General features: G+C 69.7%; 11 protein-coding genes and 2 riboswitches. Of the genes, 8 read left to right on the forward strand and 3 right to left on the reverse strand.

Going from position 1 to position 16,967, the window contains the following annotated elements:
• The first annotated feature begins 5 nt into the window (after positions 1 to 5).
• Positions 6 to 2,675, forward strand: coding sequence for a bifunctional acetate--CoA ligase family protein/GNAT family N-acetyltransferase (locus CDO81_RS00445; protein ID WP_088481210.1), 2,670 nt, complete (start codon positions 6 to 8; stop codon positions 2,673 to 2,675).
• On the opposite strand, the gene CDO81_RS00450 is transcribed toward CDO81_RS00445, so the two are convergent.
• The 3 genes from CDO81_RS00450 to CDO81_RS00460 are packed head-to-tail and all read right to left on the reverse strand — an operon-like array spanning position 2,659 to position 5,769.
• Complete coding sequence (locus tag CDO81_RS00450) at positions 2,659 to 3,357, reverse strand: ABC transporter ATP-binding protein (protein WP_420893067.1); 699 nt, start codon at positions 3,355 to 3,357, stop codon at positions 2,659 to 2,661. The genes CDO81_RS00445 and CDO81_RS00450 overlap by 17 nt on opposite strands.
• A complete protein-coding gene (locus tag CDO81_RS00455; RefSeq protein WP_088481211.1) occupies positions 3,350 to 4,579 on the reverse strand; it encodes an ABC transporter permease in 1,230 nt (409 codons plus the stop codon). The genes CDO81_RS00450 and CDO81_RS00455 overlap by 8 nt, the downstream gene beginning before the upstream one ends.
• Positions 4,576 to 5,769 (reverse strand): efflux RND transporter periplasmic adaptor subunit, encoded by a 1,194-nt coding sequence (locus tag CDO81_RS00460; RefSeq protein WP_088481212.1) that lies wholly within the window; start codon positions 5,767 to 5,769, stop codon positions 4,576 to 4,578. Before CDO81_RS00460 ends, CDO81_RS00455 begins: the two co-directional genes overlap by 4 nt.
• 248 nt (positions 5,770 to 6,017) lie before the next feature.
• On the opposite strand from CDO81_RS00460, the gene CDO81_RS00465 reads away from it, so the two are divergent.
• The 7 genes from CDO81_RS00465 (at position 6,018) to gcvH (ending at position 16,951) form a co-directional block, all read left to right on the forward strand.
• The gene (locus CDO81_RS00465; RefSeq protein ID WP_206602054.1) at positions 6,018 to 6,881 is read left to right on the forward strand and encodes an LpxL/LpxP family acyltransferase; all 864 of its coding nucleotides are present in this window, start codon (positions 6,018 to 6,020) and stop codon (positions 6,879 to 6,881) included.
• The gene (locus tag CDO81_RS00470; protein ID WP_088481214.1) at positions 6,878 to 7,798 is read left to right on the forward strand and encodes an aspartyl/asparaginyl beta-hydroxylase domain-containing protein; all 921 of its coding nucleotides are present in this window, start codon (positions 6,878 to 6,880) and stop codon (positions 7,796 to 7,798) included. Before CDO81_RS00465 ends, CDO81_RS00470 begins: the two co-directional genes overlap by 4 nt.
• Before the next feature lie 14 nt (positions 7,799 to 7,812).
• Positions 7,813 to 10,401 (forward strand): ATP-binding protein, encoded by a 2,589-nt coding sequence (locus CDO81_RS00475; protein WP_088481215.1) that lies wholly within the window; start codon positions 7,813 to 7,815, stop codon positions 10,399 to 10,401.
• Between the two features lie 60 nt (positions 10,402 to 10,461).
• Positions 10,462 to 13,719 carry an amidohydrolase family protein gene (locus tag CDO81_RS00480; protein ID WP_088481216.1) on the forward strand — a complete coding sequence of 1,086 codons (3,258 nt, stop codon included), beginning with the start codon at positions 10,462 to 10,464 and terminating at the stop codon, positions 13,717 to 13,719.
• A 53-nt stretch (positions 13,720 to 13,772) separates the two neighbouring features.
• Complete coding sequence (locus CDO81_RS00485; RefSeq protein ID WP_206602070.1) at positions 13,773 to 15,053, forward strand: MFS transporter; 1,281 nt, start codon at positions 13,773 to 13,775, stop codon at positions 15,051 to 15,053.
• Between the two features lie 2 nt (positions 15,054 to 15,055).
• Positions 15,056 to 15,153: riboswitch (glycine riboswitch) on the forward strand.
• 32 nt (positions 15,154 to 15,185) lie between these two features.
• Positions 15,186 to 15,300, forward strand: a riboswitch (glycine riboswitch).
• A gap of 27 nt (positions 15,301 to 15,327) precedes the next feature.
• Positions 15,328 to 16,440, forward strand: coding sequence for a glycine cleavage system aminomethyltransferase GcvT (gene gcvT, locus CDO81_RS00490; protein WP_088482375.1), 1,113 nt, complete (start codon positions 15,328 to 15,330; stop codon positions 16,438 to 16,440).
• A gap of 136 nt (positions 16,441 to 16,576) precedes the next feature.
• Positions 16,577 to 16,951 (forward strand): glycine cleavage system protein GcvH, encoded by a 375-nt coding sequence (gene gcvH / locus CDO81_RS00495; protein ID WP_088481217.1) that lies wholly within the window; start codon positions 16,577 to 16,579, stop codon positions 16,949 to 16,951.
• Positions 16,952 to 16,967: the final 16 nt, after the last annotated feature.

Raw genomic sequence — 16,967 nt, forward strand, 5'->3', positions numbered from 1 at the left:
GAGCCATGACACAGCGCCATCTCGACCGCCTGCTTCGCCCCAGCGCCGTTGCCGTCTTCGGCGCGTCTGACAAACCGGAGCGTGTGGGGACCACCGTGTGGCGCAATCTGAAGGCAGGCGGCTTCGCCGGGCCGTTGGCGCCCGTCAACCCACGGCTGAACACGCTGGACGGTGAGCGTTGTTACCCGCGCGTGTCGGCCCTGCCCTTCACGCCGGATCTCGCCGTGCTGTGCACGCCGCCAGCCACTGTGGCCGGGCTGGTCGCGGAGCTGGGCGCGGCCGGCACCCGGGCCGCCATCGTGATCACGGCCGGTCTCACGCCAGCCCAGAAGCAGTCCGCCCTGGACGCGGCCCGGCCCCACGGCCTGCGGCTGTTGGGCCCGAACTGCATCGGCCTGCTCAGCCCCCACCTCGGGCTGAATGCGAGCTTCACCCAGGCCAACGCGCGGCCCGGTTCGCTGGCGCTGGTCTCGCAATCCGGCGCGCTGCTGACGGCCTTGCTGGACTGGGCGAACGGCCAGGGCATTGGCTTCTCGCACCTCGTGTCGCTCGGTGAACACCTGGACGTGGACTTCGGCGACCTGCTCGACCACCTGGCGCTGGACCCTCACACCCGCGCCATCCTGCTCTACATCGAATCGATTTCGTCGCCGCGCAAGTTCATGTCGGCAGCCCGAGCGGCGGCGCGGGTCAAGCCGGTCATCGTCGTGAAGGCCGGCCGCGCGGCTGCGGGCCAGAGGGCGGCCGCATCGCACACCGGCGCCCTGGCGGGTGAAGACATCGTCATCGACGCCGCCATCCGCCGCGCGGGCATGCTGCGAGTGGACACCCTGAAGGAGCTGTTCATCGCAGCGCAGACGCTGGCGCGCTTTCGCGACCCCACGAGCCCCGCGCTGACCGTCATGACCAACGGCGGCGGCGCGGGCGTGCTGGTGGCTGACGCCGCCTCATCGCTCGGCGTGCCCTTGGCCGAGCCCGGCCCGGTGTTGATGCAGCGTCTGAAGGCGGTGCTGCCGGCGAACTGGTCGCGTGGCAACCCGATCGACATCATTGGCGACGCCCCGCCGCAGCGCTATGTGGACACCCTTCAGGCGCTGTTCGACGCGCCGGAAGCCGGCGCCATTCTGTTCGCACAGGCGCCAACGGCCATCGCGTCGAGCACAGCCATCGCGCAGGCCTGCGCGCCGCTGATTGCCGCGCACCCGGGGCGAGTGCTGAGCTGCTGGCTGGGTGGCGAGACCGCAGCACCGGCGCGTCAGGCTTTCGAGCAGGCGGGCATTGCGGGCTACGACACGCCGGAAGAAGCCGTGCGCGCCTTCTCGCTGATGCAGACCTACCGGCGCAACCAGGTTGCCCTGCGGGAAACGCCCGCGGCCAGCACCATCGCGGCGCCCGACCGTGCCGCCGCACGCCGTCTGGTCGACGCCGCGCTGGCCGATGGGCGTGAATGGCTGAACGAGGTCGAGGCCAAGGCCTTGCTGTCCGCCTACGGGATCGCGGTCGTGCCGGGTGCCCAGGTGCCTGCCACCCCGGACGCCGCGGCACAGGCGGCCAGCGGCATGAGGGGTGCGCTGGTGCTCAAGATCCTGTCGCCAGATCTGTTGCACAAATCCGATGTCGGCGGTGTGCGACTCGGGCTGGTGGGGCCCGAGGCCGTGAGGCAGGCCGCGCAGCAGATGCTCGACAGCCTGGCGCACAGCCACCCGCAGGCGCGCCTGCAGGGCTTCAGCGTGCAGGCGCTGGTGCAGCGCCCGCTGGCCCAGGAGCTCATCGTTGGCGCGCATGTCGACCCCATTTTTGGCCCGGTGCTGCTGTTCGGGCATGGCGGGGTGGCGGTGGAGGTACTCGCAGACCGGGCGGTGGCCCTGCCGCCCCTGAACCGGGCGCTGGCGCGCGATTTGATCGATCGCACCCGCGTACGACGGCTGCTCGCCGGCTTTCGTGGCCGTCCGCCCGCCGATCTGGACGCCATCGCTGATGTGCTGATCGCGGTCGCCCGCATGCTGGCCGACCTTCCCGAGCTGGCCGAGCTCGACATCAACCCCCTGTGGGCGGATGCGCAAGGTGCCCTCGCGCTGGACGGCCGCATCCGGCTCTCGCCCGCCAAGCCGGCCGGGGTGGCGCATTTCGCCATCCGGCCCTATCCCGATGAATGGGAGAGCCGCCTGGCCTGGCAGGGTCAACCCCTGCTGCTGCGCCCGATCCGCCCCGAGGACGAAGCGGCGCACCAGGCCTTCCTGGATGCCGTCACCCCGGACGACCTGCGCTTGCGCTTCTTCCAGGCGCCGCACCGGCTGTCGCATGACGAACTCGCACGCCTCACGCAGATCGACTACGAGCGCGAGATGGCCTTCATCGCGGTGGATGCCGCGCAGCAGACCCTGGGTGTCGCCCGCCTCGTGCGCGACCCTGACAACACGGAGGCTGAGTTCGCCGTGCTGGTGCGCAGCGACCTTCAGGGGCGCGGCCTGGGGCGGCTGCTGATGCAGCGGCTGCTGGACTATGCCGCGGCCCGGGGCACCCAACGCATCGTGGGAGACGTGCTGCGCGAGAACCACGGCATGCTGGGTCTCGTGAAGGCCTTGGGCTTCGAGGTGCGGGCCGATGCGCACGACCCGGCGCATGTCGTGCGTGTGACCCGGACCGTGAGGCCGACGCTCAGTCCGCTCGACTGATTCGGCCGTCCACCACCTCCAGCGTCCGGTCGCAGCGCGCGGCCAAGGCTGGGTTGTGGGTCACGAACAGCACCGCCGTACCGTGTTCGCGATTCACCTCGCGCAGCAGGCCGAACACCACTTCTGCGGATTGGGTGTCGAGGTTGCCCGTCGGCTCGTCGGCCAGCAGCACGGCCGGCTGCATCGCCAGCGACCGGGCCACGGCCACCCGTTGCTGCTCGCCGCCGCTCAGGTGCGTCGCCAGGTTGTCCGCGCGATGGGACAGCCCAACGCTCTTCAGCAGCGCCAGCGCCCGCTCACGCATGGCCGAGGTCGGAAAGCCGGCATCTCCCAGCATCGGCATCATCACGTTCTCGACCGCCGTGAAGGCGCCGATGAGGTGGTGGTACTGGAAGACGAAGCCGATGCTGCGGCCCCGCAGGCGGGTGAGGGCTGCATCGTCCAGCGCGGTGGTTTCCTGGCCGCACACCGCGAGCTGCCCGGCCGTGGGGCGATCCAGCAGGCCGATGATGTTCAGCAGCGTGCTTTTGCCCGAGCCGGACGGCCCAATGACGGCGCAGAACTCGCCGGCGCGCAAGTGCAGGTCGATGCCGTGCAGCACCTCCACCTCGGAAGGCTGCCCCAGGTTGAAGGCCTTGCGCACGCCCTGCAGGCGCACGACGGTATCGGACAGTTCAACCACGGATGGCCACCACGGGGTCGAGCCGCGCTGCCCTGAGCGCTGGCGCCATGGCGGCCAGCACCCCCGTCACCGTGGCCAGCAGCAGCGCCACCACGAAGAGCGGCGCCTGCAAGGTCACCGGCACCAGCGGCTGGCCGTCGGGGCCGCGTGCCAACTCGCGCCACAGGATGAGCGCGACTGCCCCGACGACCGAGCCAACCGCCGAGCCCGCCAGGCCCAGCAGGCCGCCCTGCAGCAGGAACAGCCGCAGCACCCGCTGCCGGGTCACGCCCATGGCGCGCAGGATGCCGATCTCGCGGGAGCGCTGCACCACCGACACGAACAGCACGCTGGCGATGCCGAAGGCGACCGACAGGCCCACAAAGAAACGGATCGCGGTGTTCGCGCTGACCTGGGCCTGCACCGCGCTGAAGAACTGGGCGTTGGTCTTGATCCAGCTGTCCGCCTGCACCCCGGTGCGGGCGGTGATGCGCTGGGCGACGTCCTCGGCGGCGTAGATGTCCGACACCGTCACCTCCAGGCTCGACACCCCGCCCTGCAGGCCCAACAGGCTCTGGGCCGTGTGCAGGGCCACGAAGGTGTTGCGCTGGTTGGCGCCCTTGTTGCCCAGGTCGAAGATGCCGCTGACGGTGAACACCATGTCGCCGCCGCTGCCTGCGGTCACGCGCAATTTGTCCCCCACGGCCAGGCCGAGGTCATCGGCCAGCTCGGTGCCGATGAGGATGTCCGCCGCGTTGAGGCGGGTGCTGCCGGTCACGATCTTTTCCGGCAGGGCTACGATGCGGAAGTACAGCGCGGGGTCGATGCCTGCCAGCGTGATCGCCCGGCTGGCCTCGCCGCGCACCACCAGGGCTGAGCCGGCGGCCGTGGGCGACACGGTGACCACTTCCGGCAGGGTGCGGATCTGCGCCGCCGCGGCTTGCCACTGGTCGATGGACTTCTGCCGTTGCAGCGGCGCTTGCAGCGTGGCGGCGGCCTGCTCCCCAGGCGCGCCATGGCGCAGGGCCCTCACCGCCTCTTTGGGCGGCAGCAGCTGGATGTGGGCCTGGGCCGTCAGCACCCGGCGGATGAAGTTCGCCTGGAGGCCGTTCAGCAGCGCCGACATGAACACGATGACCGCCACCCCGATGGCCACGCCGCTGATGATGAAGACGGTCTGCCAGCGGCCGTCGCGCAACAGTCGCGAGGCCACGATCCACTCGAAGGGCTGCCACGATTTCATGAGGATGCGCCGGAGGCCCTCACACGGGCGCCCTCTCTCGCCGGGCCGGCCGTGACCTCGTCGCCCGCGCGCAGGCCCTGCGTCACCTCCACCTGGCCACCGCCGCGCAGACCGAGCTGGATCGCCTGCTGGCGGGTGCGCCCACCCTCGATGACCCAGACCCAGGGCGAGCGGCCCTCGGCCTCATGCACCAGCTCCAGCGGCACGGCAAGCACATGCGGGCGCCGTGCGACCTCGACGTCCACTGAGACTGTCATGTTCTGGCGCAGATAGGCCGGGGGTTGCGGCACGCGCAGCTTCACCTCCACCGACCCGCGCTGCACGTCCACGCCGGGGCTGATCGAGATGACCTCCGCGGCAAAGCGCTGGTCGGGAAAAGCGTCGGCCGAGGCCAGGGCCGGCTGGCCCACCACGAGCAGGCCGAGGTTCTTCTCGTCGAACTGCACGATCAGCTGGGTCTCCCCGCTGGGCGACAGCACCAGCAGCGTCTTGCCCGGCTGGACCACGTCGCCCGGTTCGACGTCGCGCTTGATGATGGTGCCCGCCACCGGCGCGGTCACGGTGGCATGCTGGAGCCGTGCCCGGGCGGCCTCGGCGCCCGCCCGGGCCTGGGCCAGTGCCGTGGTGGCCATGGCCTCGTCGCTGCCGCCGGCGAGTGTCGTGTCGTGCTGGCGCTGGGCGGCGCTGAGCTGGGCGTCCGCCAGGGCCACCGCCTTGCGTGCCTCGTCCAGCGCGGCCTGGCCGATGTAGCCCCGGCGGAACAGGTCCTCCTGGCGCTGCAACTGTGCGCGGGCGTTGTCCAACGTCGCCTGCGCCTGTCGCTGGGCCTGGCCGCTGACCGGGCGCTGCACCTCCTGCAGCTGCCGCAGCCGGGCCTGGGCCTGGGCGACGGCGAGGTCGGCCTCCCGCGCGGCTGCACTGAGCTCGTCGGCTTCCAGCTGGATGAGGATCTCGCCGGCCCTGACCGACTGCCCTTCCGCCACCGGCACGGCGACGACCGACGCCACCATCTGCGCCCCGAGCTCCACCCGGTGTGGCGCTTCCACACGGCCGGTCGCCACCACGGAGCGCACGAGGTCGCGCGGCGCCAGTTGCAGGCTGCTGACCGGGGTGCCGATGAAGCGTGAGGCCGCGAGCAGCCCCGCCACCAGGGCGACGGCCAAGCCGGCGGCGACGTAGGCCTTGCGCATGGCTCAGTGCCCGACAAAGGCCCGCAGGCTGCGGATGGCGGAAGGCGAGGCAGGGCAAACCGGTGTCATGGCGGGTATCAGGCAATGGACCTGACCCTCACGATAGAGGCCGCCGCGCCGCCGGCCTTTGATCGCAGTCAAGCCCGGGTGAGTCGCCACCCCGGCGGGCAGCCACTACGATGCCGCCCCTGGAAGTCGTTGGAAACGTCAATGCCGGACATGCAAATCATCGAGGGGGCCGCGTGGGCGTGAAGTTGCTCGTGGGCGTGGTGTGGCTGCTGAGCTGGCTGCCCTTCCGCGCCATTTCGGCCCTGGGCTGGCTCGTCGGCAGCCTCATCTACCTGTTGCCCACGTCCCGCCGCCATATCGGCGAGGTCAACCTGCGCCTGTGCCTGCCTGAACTCGACGAGGCCGCCCGCCGCCGCCTGCTGCGGCGGCACTTCGTGGCCATGGTGCAGATGCTGCTGGAGTACGGCTATGGCTGGTTCGCCTCCCAGGAGCAGCTCAAGCGGCTGGTGCGCATCGAGGGCCTGGCGCATCTGCAGGCCCTGGAGGGCCGCAATGTGATCCTGATGATGCCCCACTTCACCGGGCTGGACCTGGCCGGCCTGCGGGTCTCGCTGGAAACCCGGGTCGTGAGCATCTATTCGGTGCAGAAGGACCCGTGGCTTGATGCCTTCTTCCGCGCCAAGCGCCTGCGTTTCGGCACCGGCATCATCTTCGCCCGCCAGCAGGGCACGCGCCCCACCCTGCGCGCGCTGCGCGACGGCTACCGGCTCTACTACCTGCCCGACCAGGACTTCGGCCACCGTGACTCGGTGTTCGTGCCCTTCTTCGGCGTGCCGGCGGCCACCATCGGCGGGCTGTCACGCATGGCCGCCGTCACGCAGGCGGCGGTGCTGCCCTGCTACCCGCGCCGCGAGGCCGATGGCTACACCCTCGTCATCGAGCCGCCGCTTGACAATTTCCCGACCGACGACGTGGTCGCCGACGCCACCCGCATGAATGCGGTCATCGAAGCCCAGGCGCGCCGACAATTGCACCAGTACTTCTGGCTGCACAAGCGCTTCAAGTCCCGCCCGCCGGGCGAAGCAGATTTCTACGCACGATGAACCACGACATCCCCTACTTCAAGATCGCCATCGTGGCGATCTTCATCGCCAGCACCGTCTATGTGCACTTCCGCGGCCGGGTGCGGCTGCGCTTCTTCCGCCAGTTGATGGACCACTCCACCTTCATGGCGCCGATCAACTGCCTGATGTACCTGTTCTCCAAGCTGCCGGCCAAGCCCTACCTGCCGGTGTCGGGCTTTCCGGAACTCAAGCTGTTGGAGGACCACTGGCAGGACATCCGCGCCGAGGCCTTCAAGCTGGCTGAAGCTGGCGAGATCAAGAAGAGCGACAAGTACAACGACGCCGGTTTCAACAGCTTCTTCAAGACCGGCTGGACGCGCTTTCACCTGAAGTGGTACGGCGACGCCCATCCTTCGGCCCGCGAGCTGTGCCCCGTCACGACCGAACTGCTGCAGCGCATCCCGACCGTGAAGGCGGCGATGTTTGCGGCGTTGCCGCCGGGCGGGCGCCTGGTCACCCACCGTGACCCGTTCGCCGGCTCGGTGCGCTACCACCTGGGCCTGGTCACGCCCAACGATGACCGCTGCTACATCTCGGTCGACGGGGAGCGCTACTCCTGGCGCGACGGCCAGGGCGTCATCTTCGACGAGACCTATCTGCACTACGCCGAGAACCAGTCCGACCAGATGCGCATCATCCTGTTCTGCGACGTCGAGCGGCCGCTGAACAACCCCATCGCGCGGGCTTTCAACCACTTCATCAGTCACACGCTGATCCGGGCCGCAGCAGCGCCCAACTCTGACAGCGACAAGACCGGCGGCATCAACAAGGCCTTCGGCTATGTGCAGCAGGTGCGCCTGTTCGGCAAGCGCATCAAGGCCAGGAGCCGCTTTGCCTACTACGCCATCCAGTGGGTGGTGTTCGGCGGCCTGCTGCTGTGGTGGCTGTGGCCCTGAGCTGACGTCCTCACATGCTGCGCCTGCGGCTGCTCGGAGGGCTTGAAGTCGAACGCGCAGGCCGCGTCGAACTGACCCGGCTGCCCAGCCGCGCCGCCGTGCTGCTGCTGGCCCGGCTGGCCCTGCAGCCTCGCCGGCAGCATCCGCGGGAAGAACTCGTCGAACTGCTCTGGCCCGGGGTGGAGCTGGACGTGGGCCGCAACCGGTTGCGCCAGACCCTGTCCACGTTGCGCGCCCTGCTGGAGACCGAGGAGGCCCCCGTCTTCCAGGCCGACCGCATGCAGATCTCATTGCTGCCCGGCGCTCTCGTGACCGACGCGGCCGAGTTGGAGGCCGGGCGGCTGCCTGCGCAGGAGCGCGGCGAGCTGCTGCCAGGTTTTTTTGATGACTGGGTGGTGGCCGAGCGACATCGGCTCGGGGCCCTGGCCGACGCCTTGCCGACGCCGCGCCCGCCGGTTGTTCCGGATGTGCCGGTCGTGCCGGCCGCCGTCCCGCCATCGCCCGCGGTGGCGACCATGGCCACCAGCCTGCCGCGTTACCTGACCCGCTATTTCGCGCCGCCGGGCCGGCTCGACGCCCTGGCCGCGCGCTGGCCCGAGACCCGGCTGACCACGCTCATCGGCCCGGGCGGCGTGGGCAAGACCCGTCTGGCGGTGGAATTGGCCTGGCTGCAGTACCGGCAGCAGCACTGGAGTTGCGGCATGGCGGCGCTGGCCGAGGTGCGCGATGAAGCGGCGCTGGTGAGCGCGCTGGAGCGCGCCCTGACCGTGCCTCCCGGCGGCGGCTGGCCGGCCCTCGAGGTCGCTCTGCAAGACCCTGCCGCCGTGCGCCTGCTGGTGCTGGACAACGCCGAGCAGGCCATCGGCGTCGTGGCTGCTGCGGCTGAGCGGTTGCTGGCGCTGTCGCCTGCACTGTGCCTGCTCGTCACATCGCGGCATGCGCTGGAACTGGATGGCGAGACGCTCGTGGACGTGCAGCCCTTGTCCGACGAGGGAGACACGGCCCAGGCGCTGTTCATCGACCGCGCCCGGGCCGTGCGGGCGGACTTTCATGCAAGCCGCGAGAACCAGGCCGCGTTGACCGAGCTGATCGCCGCCTTGGAAGGCCTGCCGCTGGCGCTTGAACTGGCCGCGGCGCGCGTGCGCAGCTTCTCACCCGCGCAGATGCTGGCGCAGTGGCGCGAGGCGCCAGCCGATGGCAACGCCATGCCCTCCTGGCTGGCCAACCCGACGCGTGCGCCCCGGCATGCCTCGATGGTGGGCCTGCTCGACTGGAGCCTGCGCCTGCTGGGCGATGGCCCCCGTGCGCTGCTGGACCGCCTCGCCGCCCTGCCGGGCCCGTTTGCCTGGGCCGATGTCGCCGCCCTCGACGGCACCCCCGAGGCTCTGGCTGAGCTGACCGGCCACAGCCTCGTGCAGACTGGCGACGACGCCGAGCCGCGCTACCGCCTGCTGGAGCTGCTGCGGCGTGGCGTGCTGGCTCGCGTGACGCCGTCCGCGCAGCGTGCGGCCCGAGGTCAGCTGCGCGCCGCGCTGCGTGACTGGGCGCTGGCGCTGGGCTGGCAGGCGCCCATCACCCACTGGCACCCCCGTCGCGACCTGGCCCGGGCGTTGATCGGCTGCGCCGTGGATGACGGTGACGCCGCCACGGGACTGCAGCTGGCGCTGGCCATGCGCCCCTGCTGGGAGAGCGATGGCGTGGACCGGCGGCTGGTGGACCAGCTCGGCCATTTGCTGCAGGCGGCGCCACCGCAGTCTGCCGGCCATGAACTGCGGGCGCACCTGGCCTTTACGCATGGCGACCGGGCGCTGGCGCTGGCTGAGGCAGAGCTGGCGCTGCAACTTGCCGGCAATGACCCGGCGGCCCGCGCCCCGGCCCTGGTGCGCCGAGCCTGGGTGCTGCTGGCCGGCGACAACCGGGAACAAGGCCAGACGCGACCGCTGGAAGAGGCGGTCTCCCTGGCGCGCCGGGTGGGCGATGCGGCCACCGAAGCCCGTGCCTGGCAGCAGCTCGCCGCCATCGCCATCTCACGGGATCAGCCGGCGCAGGCCGAGGCGCTCTACGCGCGATCGCAGGAGCTGTGGGAGACGGTCGGCCACGCTCGCCAGGCAGCAGCGCGTCTGCGCAACCGGGCGCAATGCCTCATCGAACTGGGCGACGTGGCGACCGCCGTCGAGTGGATCATGGCCTGCCAGCGCATGGCCCAGGCGGACGGCGACGGCGTCGGCCAGCTCGATGCGGCCTACACCCTCGCCATGGCCCACGCGGCCCGACGCGACTGGACGGCGGCACTCACCGCGGCGCGCCAGGCGCTGGGCATCGCCCACGCCCGGCATCACCTGCATGCGCGTGCGCTCAGCCTGCAGATGTTCCCGCGGCTTCTTGCGCGACTGCGTCAGCCCGAGGCAGCACTGCAGTTGGCAGCCTTCAGCCAGCACTACTGGCAACGGCATCTGGGTGCCCTCGGGGTGCGCGAGTCCCGCCAACTGGCCCGGGTGCGCCGGCTCGCGGCGGTTCAGCTCAGCCCGGCGCAGGCGCAGCTGGCCTGGTCCTCAGGACAAACCCTCGAATTGGCACAAGCCCTGAGCCTTGCCGGGGCGTGACGAACGGAGCGCCTTGCGGGCGTGACTAGCATCGACGGTTTCGTCTACCCGACACCGCCCATGCCCCGTCTGACCGCCGCCCCCGCCCTGCTGCTGGCTGCAGCCCTGGCCGCGAACGCCCAAGAAGCGAACAAGCCTGCCGCGCCCTCCTGGAACGTCAACACGCCGCCCGGCGTGGCCAAGACAATCAACATCGACACCCAGACCGGCACCTGGATGAGCGTCGATGTGAGCCCCGACGGCAAGACCCTGGTGTTCGACCTGCTGGGTGATCTTTACACCCTGCCCATCGGCGGTGGCGAGGCCAAGCCGCTGACGCATTCCATCGCCTGGGAGCACCAGGCCCGCTTCTCGCCGGACGGCAAGCAGATCGCTTTCCTGAGCGATGCCGGCGGCGGCGACAACCTCTGGGTGATGAACGTCGACGGCAGTGGCGCGCGCGCCGTGACCAAGGAAGACTTCCGGCTGCTGAACAACCCGGCCTGGCACCCCAGCGGCAAATACCTGCTCGCCCGCAAGCACTACACCGGGACCCGAAGCGCCGGCTCCGGCGAGATCTGGCTCTACGCCGTCGATGCCGACGCCAGCAAGAACAAGGGCGTGCAGCTCAACGAGAAGCCCAACTGGCAGAAGGACCTCGGCGAGCCGGCCATCTCGCCGGACGGCAAGTATCTCTACTACTCGCAAGACACCACGCCCGGCCGCACCTTTGAATACAACAAGGACAGCAATGGCGAGATCTACAAGATCTTCCGCCAGGACCTGAGTGACGGCTCGGTGGAGCCCTTCGTGACCGGCCCCGGCGGCGCGGTGCGCCCGACGCCCTCGCCCGACGGCAAGTACCTCGCCTTCGTGCGGCGTGTGCGCAACCAGAGCACCCTCTTCCTGAAAGACCTGCAGACCGGCCGCGAGTTCCCGGCCTGGGATGGCCTGTCGCGCGACCTGCAGGAGATCTGGGCGATGTGGGGCATCTACCCCAGCTTCGCGTGGATGCCCGGCAGCAAGGAGCTGGTGGTCTGGGCCGAGGGCAAGATCTGGCGCGTCGATCCGTTCAAGAGCACGGCCAGCGCCATTCCCTTCCATGTGAAGGACACGCGCGAACTGCGAGAGCCGATGCGCTACGCGCAGACCGTGGCACCCGAGAAGTTCGCCGTGCGGCAGCTGCGCGGCGCGCAGGTCTCGCCGGATGGCAAGCGGGTCGTCTACTCTGCGCTGGGTGCGCTGTACCTGAAGGACCTTCCCGAAGGCGCGCCCCGCCGGCTCACGAAGCAGGACGAGTCGTTTGAATTCGCCCCGAGCTGGTCGCGTGACGGCAAGAGCATCGTCTACGCCACCTGGCGCGACGACACCCAAGGCAGCATCCGCCGGCTGGACATCGCCAGCGGCAAGGAGATCGTGCTGATCAAGGAGCCCGGCAAGTACCTGGAGCCGCGCCTGTCTCCTGACGGCAAGCAGCTCGTCTACCGCAAGGTGCGCGGCGGCGCGCTGACCAGCCCCTGGCACAGCCTGGACACCGGCCTCTACCTGGCCGCAGCGGATGGCTCGGGCAAGACCGAACGCATCAGCAAGGAAGGCAGCGGCGCGCAGTTTGCAGCCCGCAGCGACGAGCTCTTCTTCACCAAGACCAGCAGCACGAGCGAGGTCGAGCAGCGCTTCTCGCTGATGCGCCTGAACCTGCATGACCGCAGCGAGACTGAAGTGGCTCGCAGCGATGCCGCAGCCGAGTACAGCGTCTCGCCCGACGGCCAGTGGCTGGGCTTCGTGGAGCGCTATCACGCCTATGTGATGCCGCTGCCGGCGGTGCAGGGCCAGGCCGGCAAGACGATCACGGTCGGCGCCAAGATGGATGCGCTGCCGGTGCGTCAGCTGGACGTGAACGCCGCCAACAGCCTGCACTGGAGCGGCGACAGCCAGAAGCTGCACTTCACGCTGGGCGAAAACCTCTTCACCGCCAGCGCTCAGGGCAAGGACAAGGCCACGAGCCAGAAGATCGGCTTCGACCAACCGAGCGACAAGCCCAGCGGCAAGATCGCCCTGACCGGCGCGCGGGTGGTCACGATGAAGGGCGACGAAGTCATCGAGGGCGGCACCGTGCTGGTGGACGGCAACCGCATCGTGGCGGTGGGCAAGGACGTCGCCATCCCGGCCGACGCCAAGCGCATCGACGCCAGCGGCAAGACCATCGTGCCGGGCTTCATCGATGCTCACTGGCATGGTGCGATGAACGATGCCGGGCTGATCCCGCAGCAGAGCTGGATCAACCTCGCCTCGCTGGCCTTCGGCGTGACCACGCTGCACGACCCGTCGAACATGAGCTCGGCCATCTTCACGCAGGCCGAGATGCAGCGCGCCGGCATCGTGACCGGCCCGCGCATCTACTCCACGGGCACCATCCTGTACGGCGCGCGCACGCCGTTCTACAGCTTGGTCAACAGCCTGGACGACGCCCTCACCCACCTGAATCGGCAGAAGGCCGAAGGCGCGATCAGCGTCAAGAGCTACCAGCAACCGCGCCGTGACCAGCGTCAGCAGGTGCTGGAGGCCGCCCGCCAGACCGGCATGATGGTCGTGCCCGAAGGCGGCGCGCTGTTCCAGAACAACATGACCATGGTCGTGGACGGCCACACCACGGTGGAGCATGCCCTGCCCATCGCCGAGGTGTGGGACGACGTCAAGCAGCTCTGGGGCCAGCAGGCCGTGGGCTACACGCCGACGCTGAACGTCGGCTACGGTGGTTTGGACGGCGAGCATTACTGGTATGCCCGCACCGACGTCTGGAAGCATCCGCTGCTCAGCCGCTACGTGCCGCGCACGGTGCTGGAGCCGCGCTCGGTGCGCCGCGAGACGGCGCCGGAGGAAGACTTCAACATCATCCGCGTGGCGCGCACCGCCACCGCGCTGCAGCGTGCTGGCGTCAACACCATGATCGGCGCGCACGGCCAGCGTGAAGGCCTGGGCGCGCACTGGGAGATGTGGATGTTCGTGCTCGGCGGCATGACCCCGATGGAGGCCCTGCGCACGGCCACCATCAACCCGGCCCGCAACTTCGGCTTCGACAAGGACCTCGGTTCGCTGGAGCCGGGCAAGCTGGCCGACCTGGTGGTCATCAACGGCAACCCGCTGGCCGACATCCGCCAGAGCGACCGGATCGCCCAGGTCATGCAAAACGGCCGCCTGTACGACGCTGCCACCATGAACCAGATCGCGCCGGTGGCCAAGGCCCGCAAGCCGCTGTTCTTCGAGGGCGCCGACGGCAAGACCATGCCCATCGACAGCGAGGCCCTGGAAGCCGCGCACGGCCACGGCAACGGGGACTGACCGCGCGGCTGAACCCGACCCCACCCCGGCAGCGGCGGGCGGGGCTGCCTACACTGGCAGCCCTTCCCGCCGCTGTTCCGTCTCCCTTGTCGTCTCCCGCCTCCGCCGCAGCCGCCGGCAGCATCTACCGCCACGCCGGCTTCACCCAGTTCCTCGTCGCGCGGCTCTTGGCCGTCATGGCCACCCAGATCCAGGCGGTCGTCGTGGCCTGGCAGGTCTATGACCTGACCCGCGAGCCCATTGCGCTGGCCTACGTGGGCCTCGCGCAGTTCCTGCCGATGCTGGCGCTGCTGCTGCCGGCGGGCGACCTGATCGACCGCTACAGCCGCAAGCCCATCCTCACGCTGGCCTGGGGCCTGAGCGCCGCCTGTGCGGTCGCGTTGTGGTGGCTGGCTGGCCACGGCTCGGCCGGCGTGGCGGGCATTTATGCCGTGCTCGTGGTGTTCGGCTGTGCCCGCGCGTTCTCGGCGCCCGCCCTGCAGAGCCTGCTGCCGCAGATCGTGCCGCGCGAGCAGCTGGCGCAGGCGCTGGCGGCCAACAGCATGCTGCTGCGCGTCGCCAGCATCGGCGGCCCCTTCGTGGGCGGGCTGCTTTACGCGGCGGGCGGCGGCACGCTGACCTACGGCGTGTGCGCGGTCAGTCTGACGCTGGCCACGGGGCTGCTGACCCAGGTGCCGGTGGCACGGGCTGTCGTGCTGGCGGCCACGGGCACCATCTGGCAGCGCTTTGGTGCCGGCATCCACTTCATCCGCTCACGGCCCATCATCCTGGGCACGATCTCGCTGGACCTGTTCGCGGTGCTGCTGGGGGGCGTGGTGGCACTGCTGCCGGTGTACGCGCACGAGGTGCTGAAGGTGGGCCCCGCGGGGCTGGGCGCATTGCGCAGCGCGATGGCGGCCGGCGAGGTGATCACCGGCTTCTATCTGGCGGCCCGGCCCTTCGACCGGCATGTGGGCCGCCGCATGTTCTGGGCGGTGGCGGTGTTCGGCCTGGCCAACCTGGTGTTCTCGCTGTCGCACTGGTTCTGGCTGTCCATCGCCGCCCTGGCAGTGGCCGGCGCGGCGGACATGGTGAGCATGTACATCCGGGGTGCGCTGGTGCAGTTCTCCACGCCCGACGACATGCGTGGCCGCGTCAACGCGGTGAACATGCTCTTCATCGGCTCCTCCAACGAGCTGGGTGAATTCCGCGCCGGCACGGCCGCTCACTGGCTGGGCGCAGTGCCTGCTGCGCTGACCGGCGCGCTGTGCACGCTGGGCGTCGTGGGCTTGTGGAGCTGGCAATTCGCAAGCATTCGCAAGGTCGACCGATTCGAAGAGGCTTCACCCCGCTAGAATGCCGCCCGTCAGGAGAGCGTCCCGGTGCAGTTGGGGGCCGCCGAAGGCGCAGGGTTTCACGATCCGAACGCTCAGGCAGAAGGACTGACACACGTCTTGAGGTGATGCCCGCTGTGGCTCACACTCCAGGCGTTCCTCACTGGAGAGAGGCGGGCCCCGGAGCTCGTCCACCGAAGGGGCAAGCTTGCGCGGGACTGCCAACCGCCTTGTCAATCTCTCAGGTACCCCGGACAGCGAGGACATCCAAACCCGAATGCCGTCGGAGCTCTTGATGTCCTCTTTGCTGAAAACGCCCCTGCACGCCCTCCACGTCGAACTCGGCGCCAAGATGGTGCCCTTCGCCGGCTACGACATGCCGGTGCAATACCCGACCGGCGTGATGGCCGAGCACAAGCACACCCGAGCGGCCGCCGGCCTCTTCGACGTGTCGCACATGGGCCAGGTGCGGCTGGTGGGCGCCGACGCGGCTGCCGCGCTTGAGACGCTGGTGCCGGTGGACATCATCGACCTGGGCGTCTTCAAGCAACGCTACGCCCTCTTCACGAACGACCAGGGCGGCCTGCTGGACGACCTGATGGTCTGCAAGCGCCCGGACGACCTCTTCGTCGTCGTCAACGCCGGCTGCAAGGAGCAGGACATCGCCCACATGCAGCGGCACCTCGCCGGCCGCTGCGAGGTCATCCCCGTGCCCGAGCGGGCGCTGCTCGCGCTGCAAGGCCCCGAAGCCGTGACCGTGCTGTCGCGCCTGAACCCCGAGGTCGCCAAGCTGACCTTCATGACCGGCGGCTTCTTCCAGCTCGACGGCATCGACACCTTCCTGACCCGCTCCGGCTACACCGGCGAAGACGGCTACGAGATCTCCGTCCATGAAGACGACGCCGTGGCGCTGGCCCGCAAGCTGCTGAGCCATGCCGAGGTCAAGCCCATCGGCCTGGGCGCCCGCGACTCGCTGCGCCTGGAAGCCGGCCTGTGCCTGTACGGCCACGACATCGACACCAGCACCACGCCGGTCGAGGCGAGCATCACCTGGGCCATCCAGAAGGTACGCCGCGCCGGTGGCGCCCGTGCGGGCGGCTACCCGGGCGCCGCTGTCATTGACGCGCAGCTCGCCAGCGGCCCGGCCCGCAAGCGCGTCGGCCTGGTGGGCAAGGAGCGCATGCCGGTGCGCGAAGGCGCCAAGATCGTGACGGCCGATGGCACCGAGATCGGCGTCGTCACCAGCGGCACGCTCGGCCCCACGGTCAACCAGCCGGTCGCCCTGGCCTACCTCGCCACGGCGCATTCCGCCGTCGGCACGGAAGTCTTCGCCATCGTGCGCGACAAGCGCACGCCCATGGTGGTCTCCTCCACCCCCTTCACCCCCAACCGCTACTACAGAGGCTGAGCCCACCCCGTACCGGCTTCGCCGGCCCCCTCAAGGGGGCGCACTCAGTGGCCCGGCAAAGCCGGCTCCACGAGTGCCGCTAGTTTTGATACGGTCACCGCCGCGATCTTTATCTCTTTCACCTGAGGAGTTTCCAATGTCCATCAAGTACACCCCCGACCACGAATGGATCGAAGTCCACGGCGACGGCACCGCCACGGTCGGCATCACCGTGCACGCCCAGGACGCCCTGGGTGACGTCGTCTTCGTGGACCTGCCGGAAGTCGGCAAGACCTACGCCGAGAAAGAAGTGGCCGGTGTCGTCGAGTCGGTCAAGGCCGCCGCTGACGTCTACATGCCGGTCGACGGTGAGATCACCGAGGTGAACGAGTCCCTGCGTGATGACCCGTCGCTGGCCAACTCCGACCCGCTGAAGGCCGGCTGGTTCTTCAAGGTCAAGTTGAGCAACCCCGCTCAGCTCGACCCGCTGATGGACGCCACCGCCTACGACGCCCTGCTCAAGACGCTCTGAACCCCCTGACGCTGTA

Source organism: Roseateles puraquae, assembly GCF_002205845.1.
Lineage (GTDB): Bacteria > Pseudomonadota > Gammaproteobacteria > Burkholderiales > Burkholderiaceae_C > Pelomonas > Pelomonas puraquae.

Bases quoted from the DNA above. Each gene is read 5' to 3' on its own strand.
- CDO81_RS00460 (WP_088481212.1), bottom strand. From the start codon at position 5,769: ATGCGCAAGGCCTACGTCGCCGCCGGCTTGGCCGTCGCCCTGGTGGCG.
- CDO81_RS00475 (WP_088481215.1), top strand. From the start codon at position 7,813: ATGCTGCGCCTGCGGCTGCTCGGAGGGCTTGAAGTCGAACGCGCAGGC.
- CDO81_RS00455 (WP_088481211.1), bottom strand. From the start codon at position 4,579: ATGAAATCGTGGCAGCCCTTCGAGTGGATCGTGGCCTCGCGACTGTTG.
- CDO81_RS00470 (WP_088481214.1), top strand. From the start codon at position 6,878: ATGAACCACGACATCCCCTACTTCAAGATCGCCATCGTGGCGATCTTC.
- gcvH (WP_088481217.1), top strand. From the start codon at position 16,577: ATGTCCATCAAGTACACCCCCGACCACGAATGGATCGAAGTCCACGGC.
- CDO81_RS00480 (WP_088481216.1), top strand. From the start codon at position 10,462: ATGCCCCGTCTGACCGCCGCCCCCGCCCTGCTGCTGGCTGCAGCCCTG.
- gcvT (WP_088482375.1), top strand. From the start codon at position 15,328: ATGTCCTCTTTGCTGAAAACGCCCCTGCACGCCCTCCACGTCGAACTC.
- CDO81_RS00445 (WP_088481210.1), top strand. From the start codon at position 6: ATGACACAGCGCCATCTCGACCGCCTGCTTCGCCCCAGCGCCGTTGCC.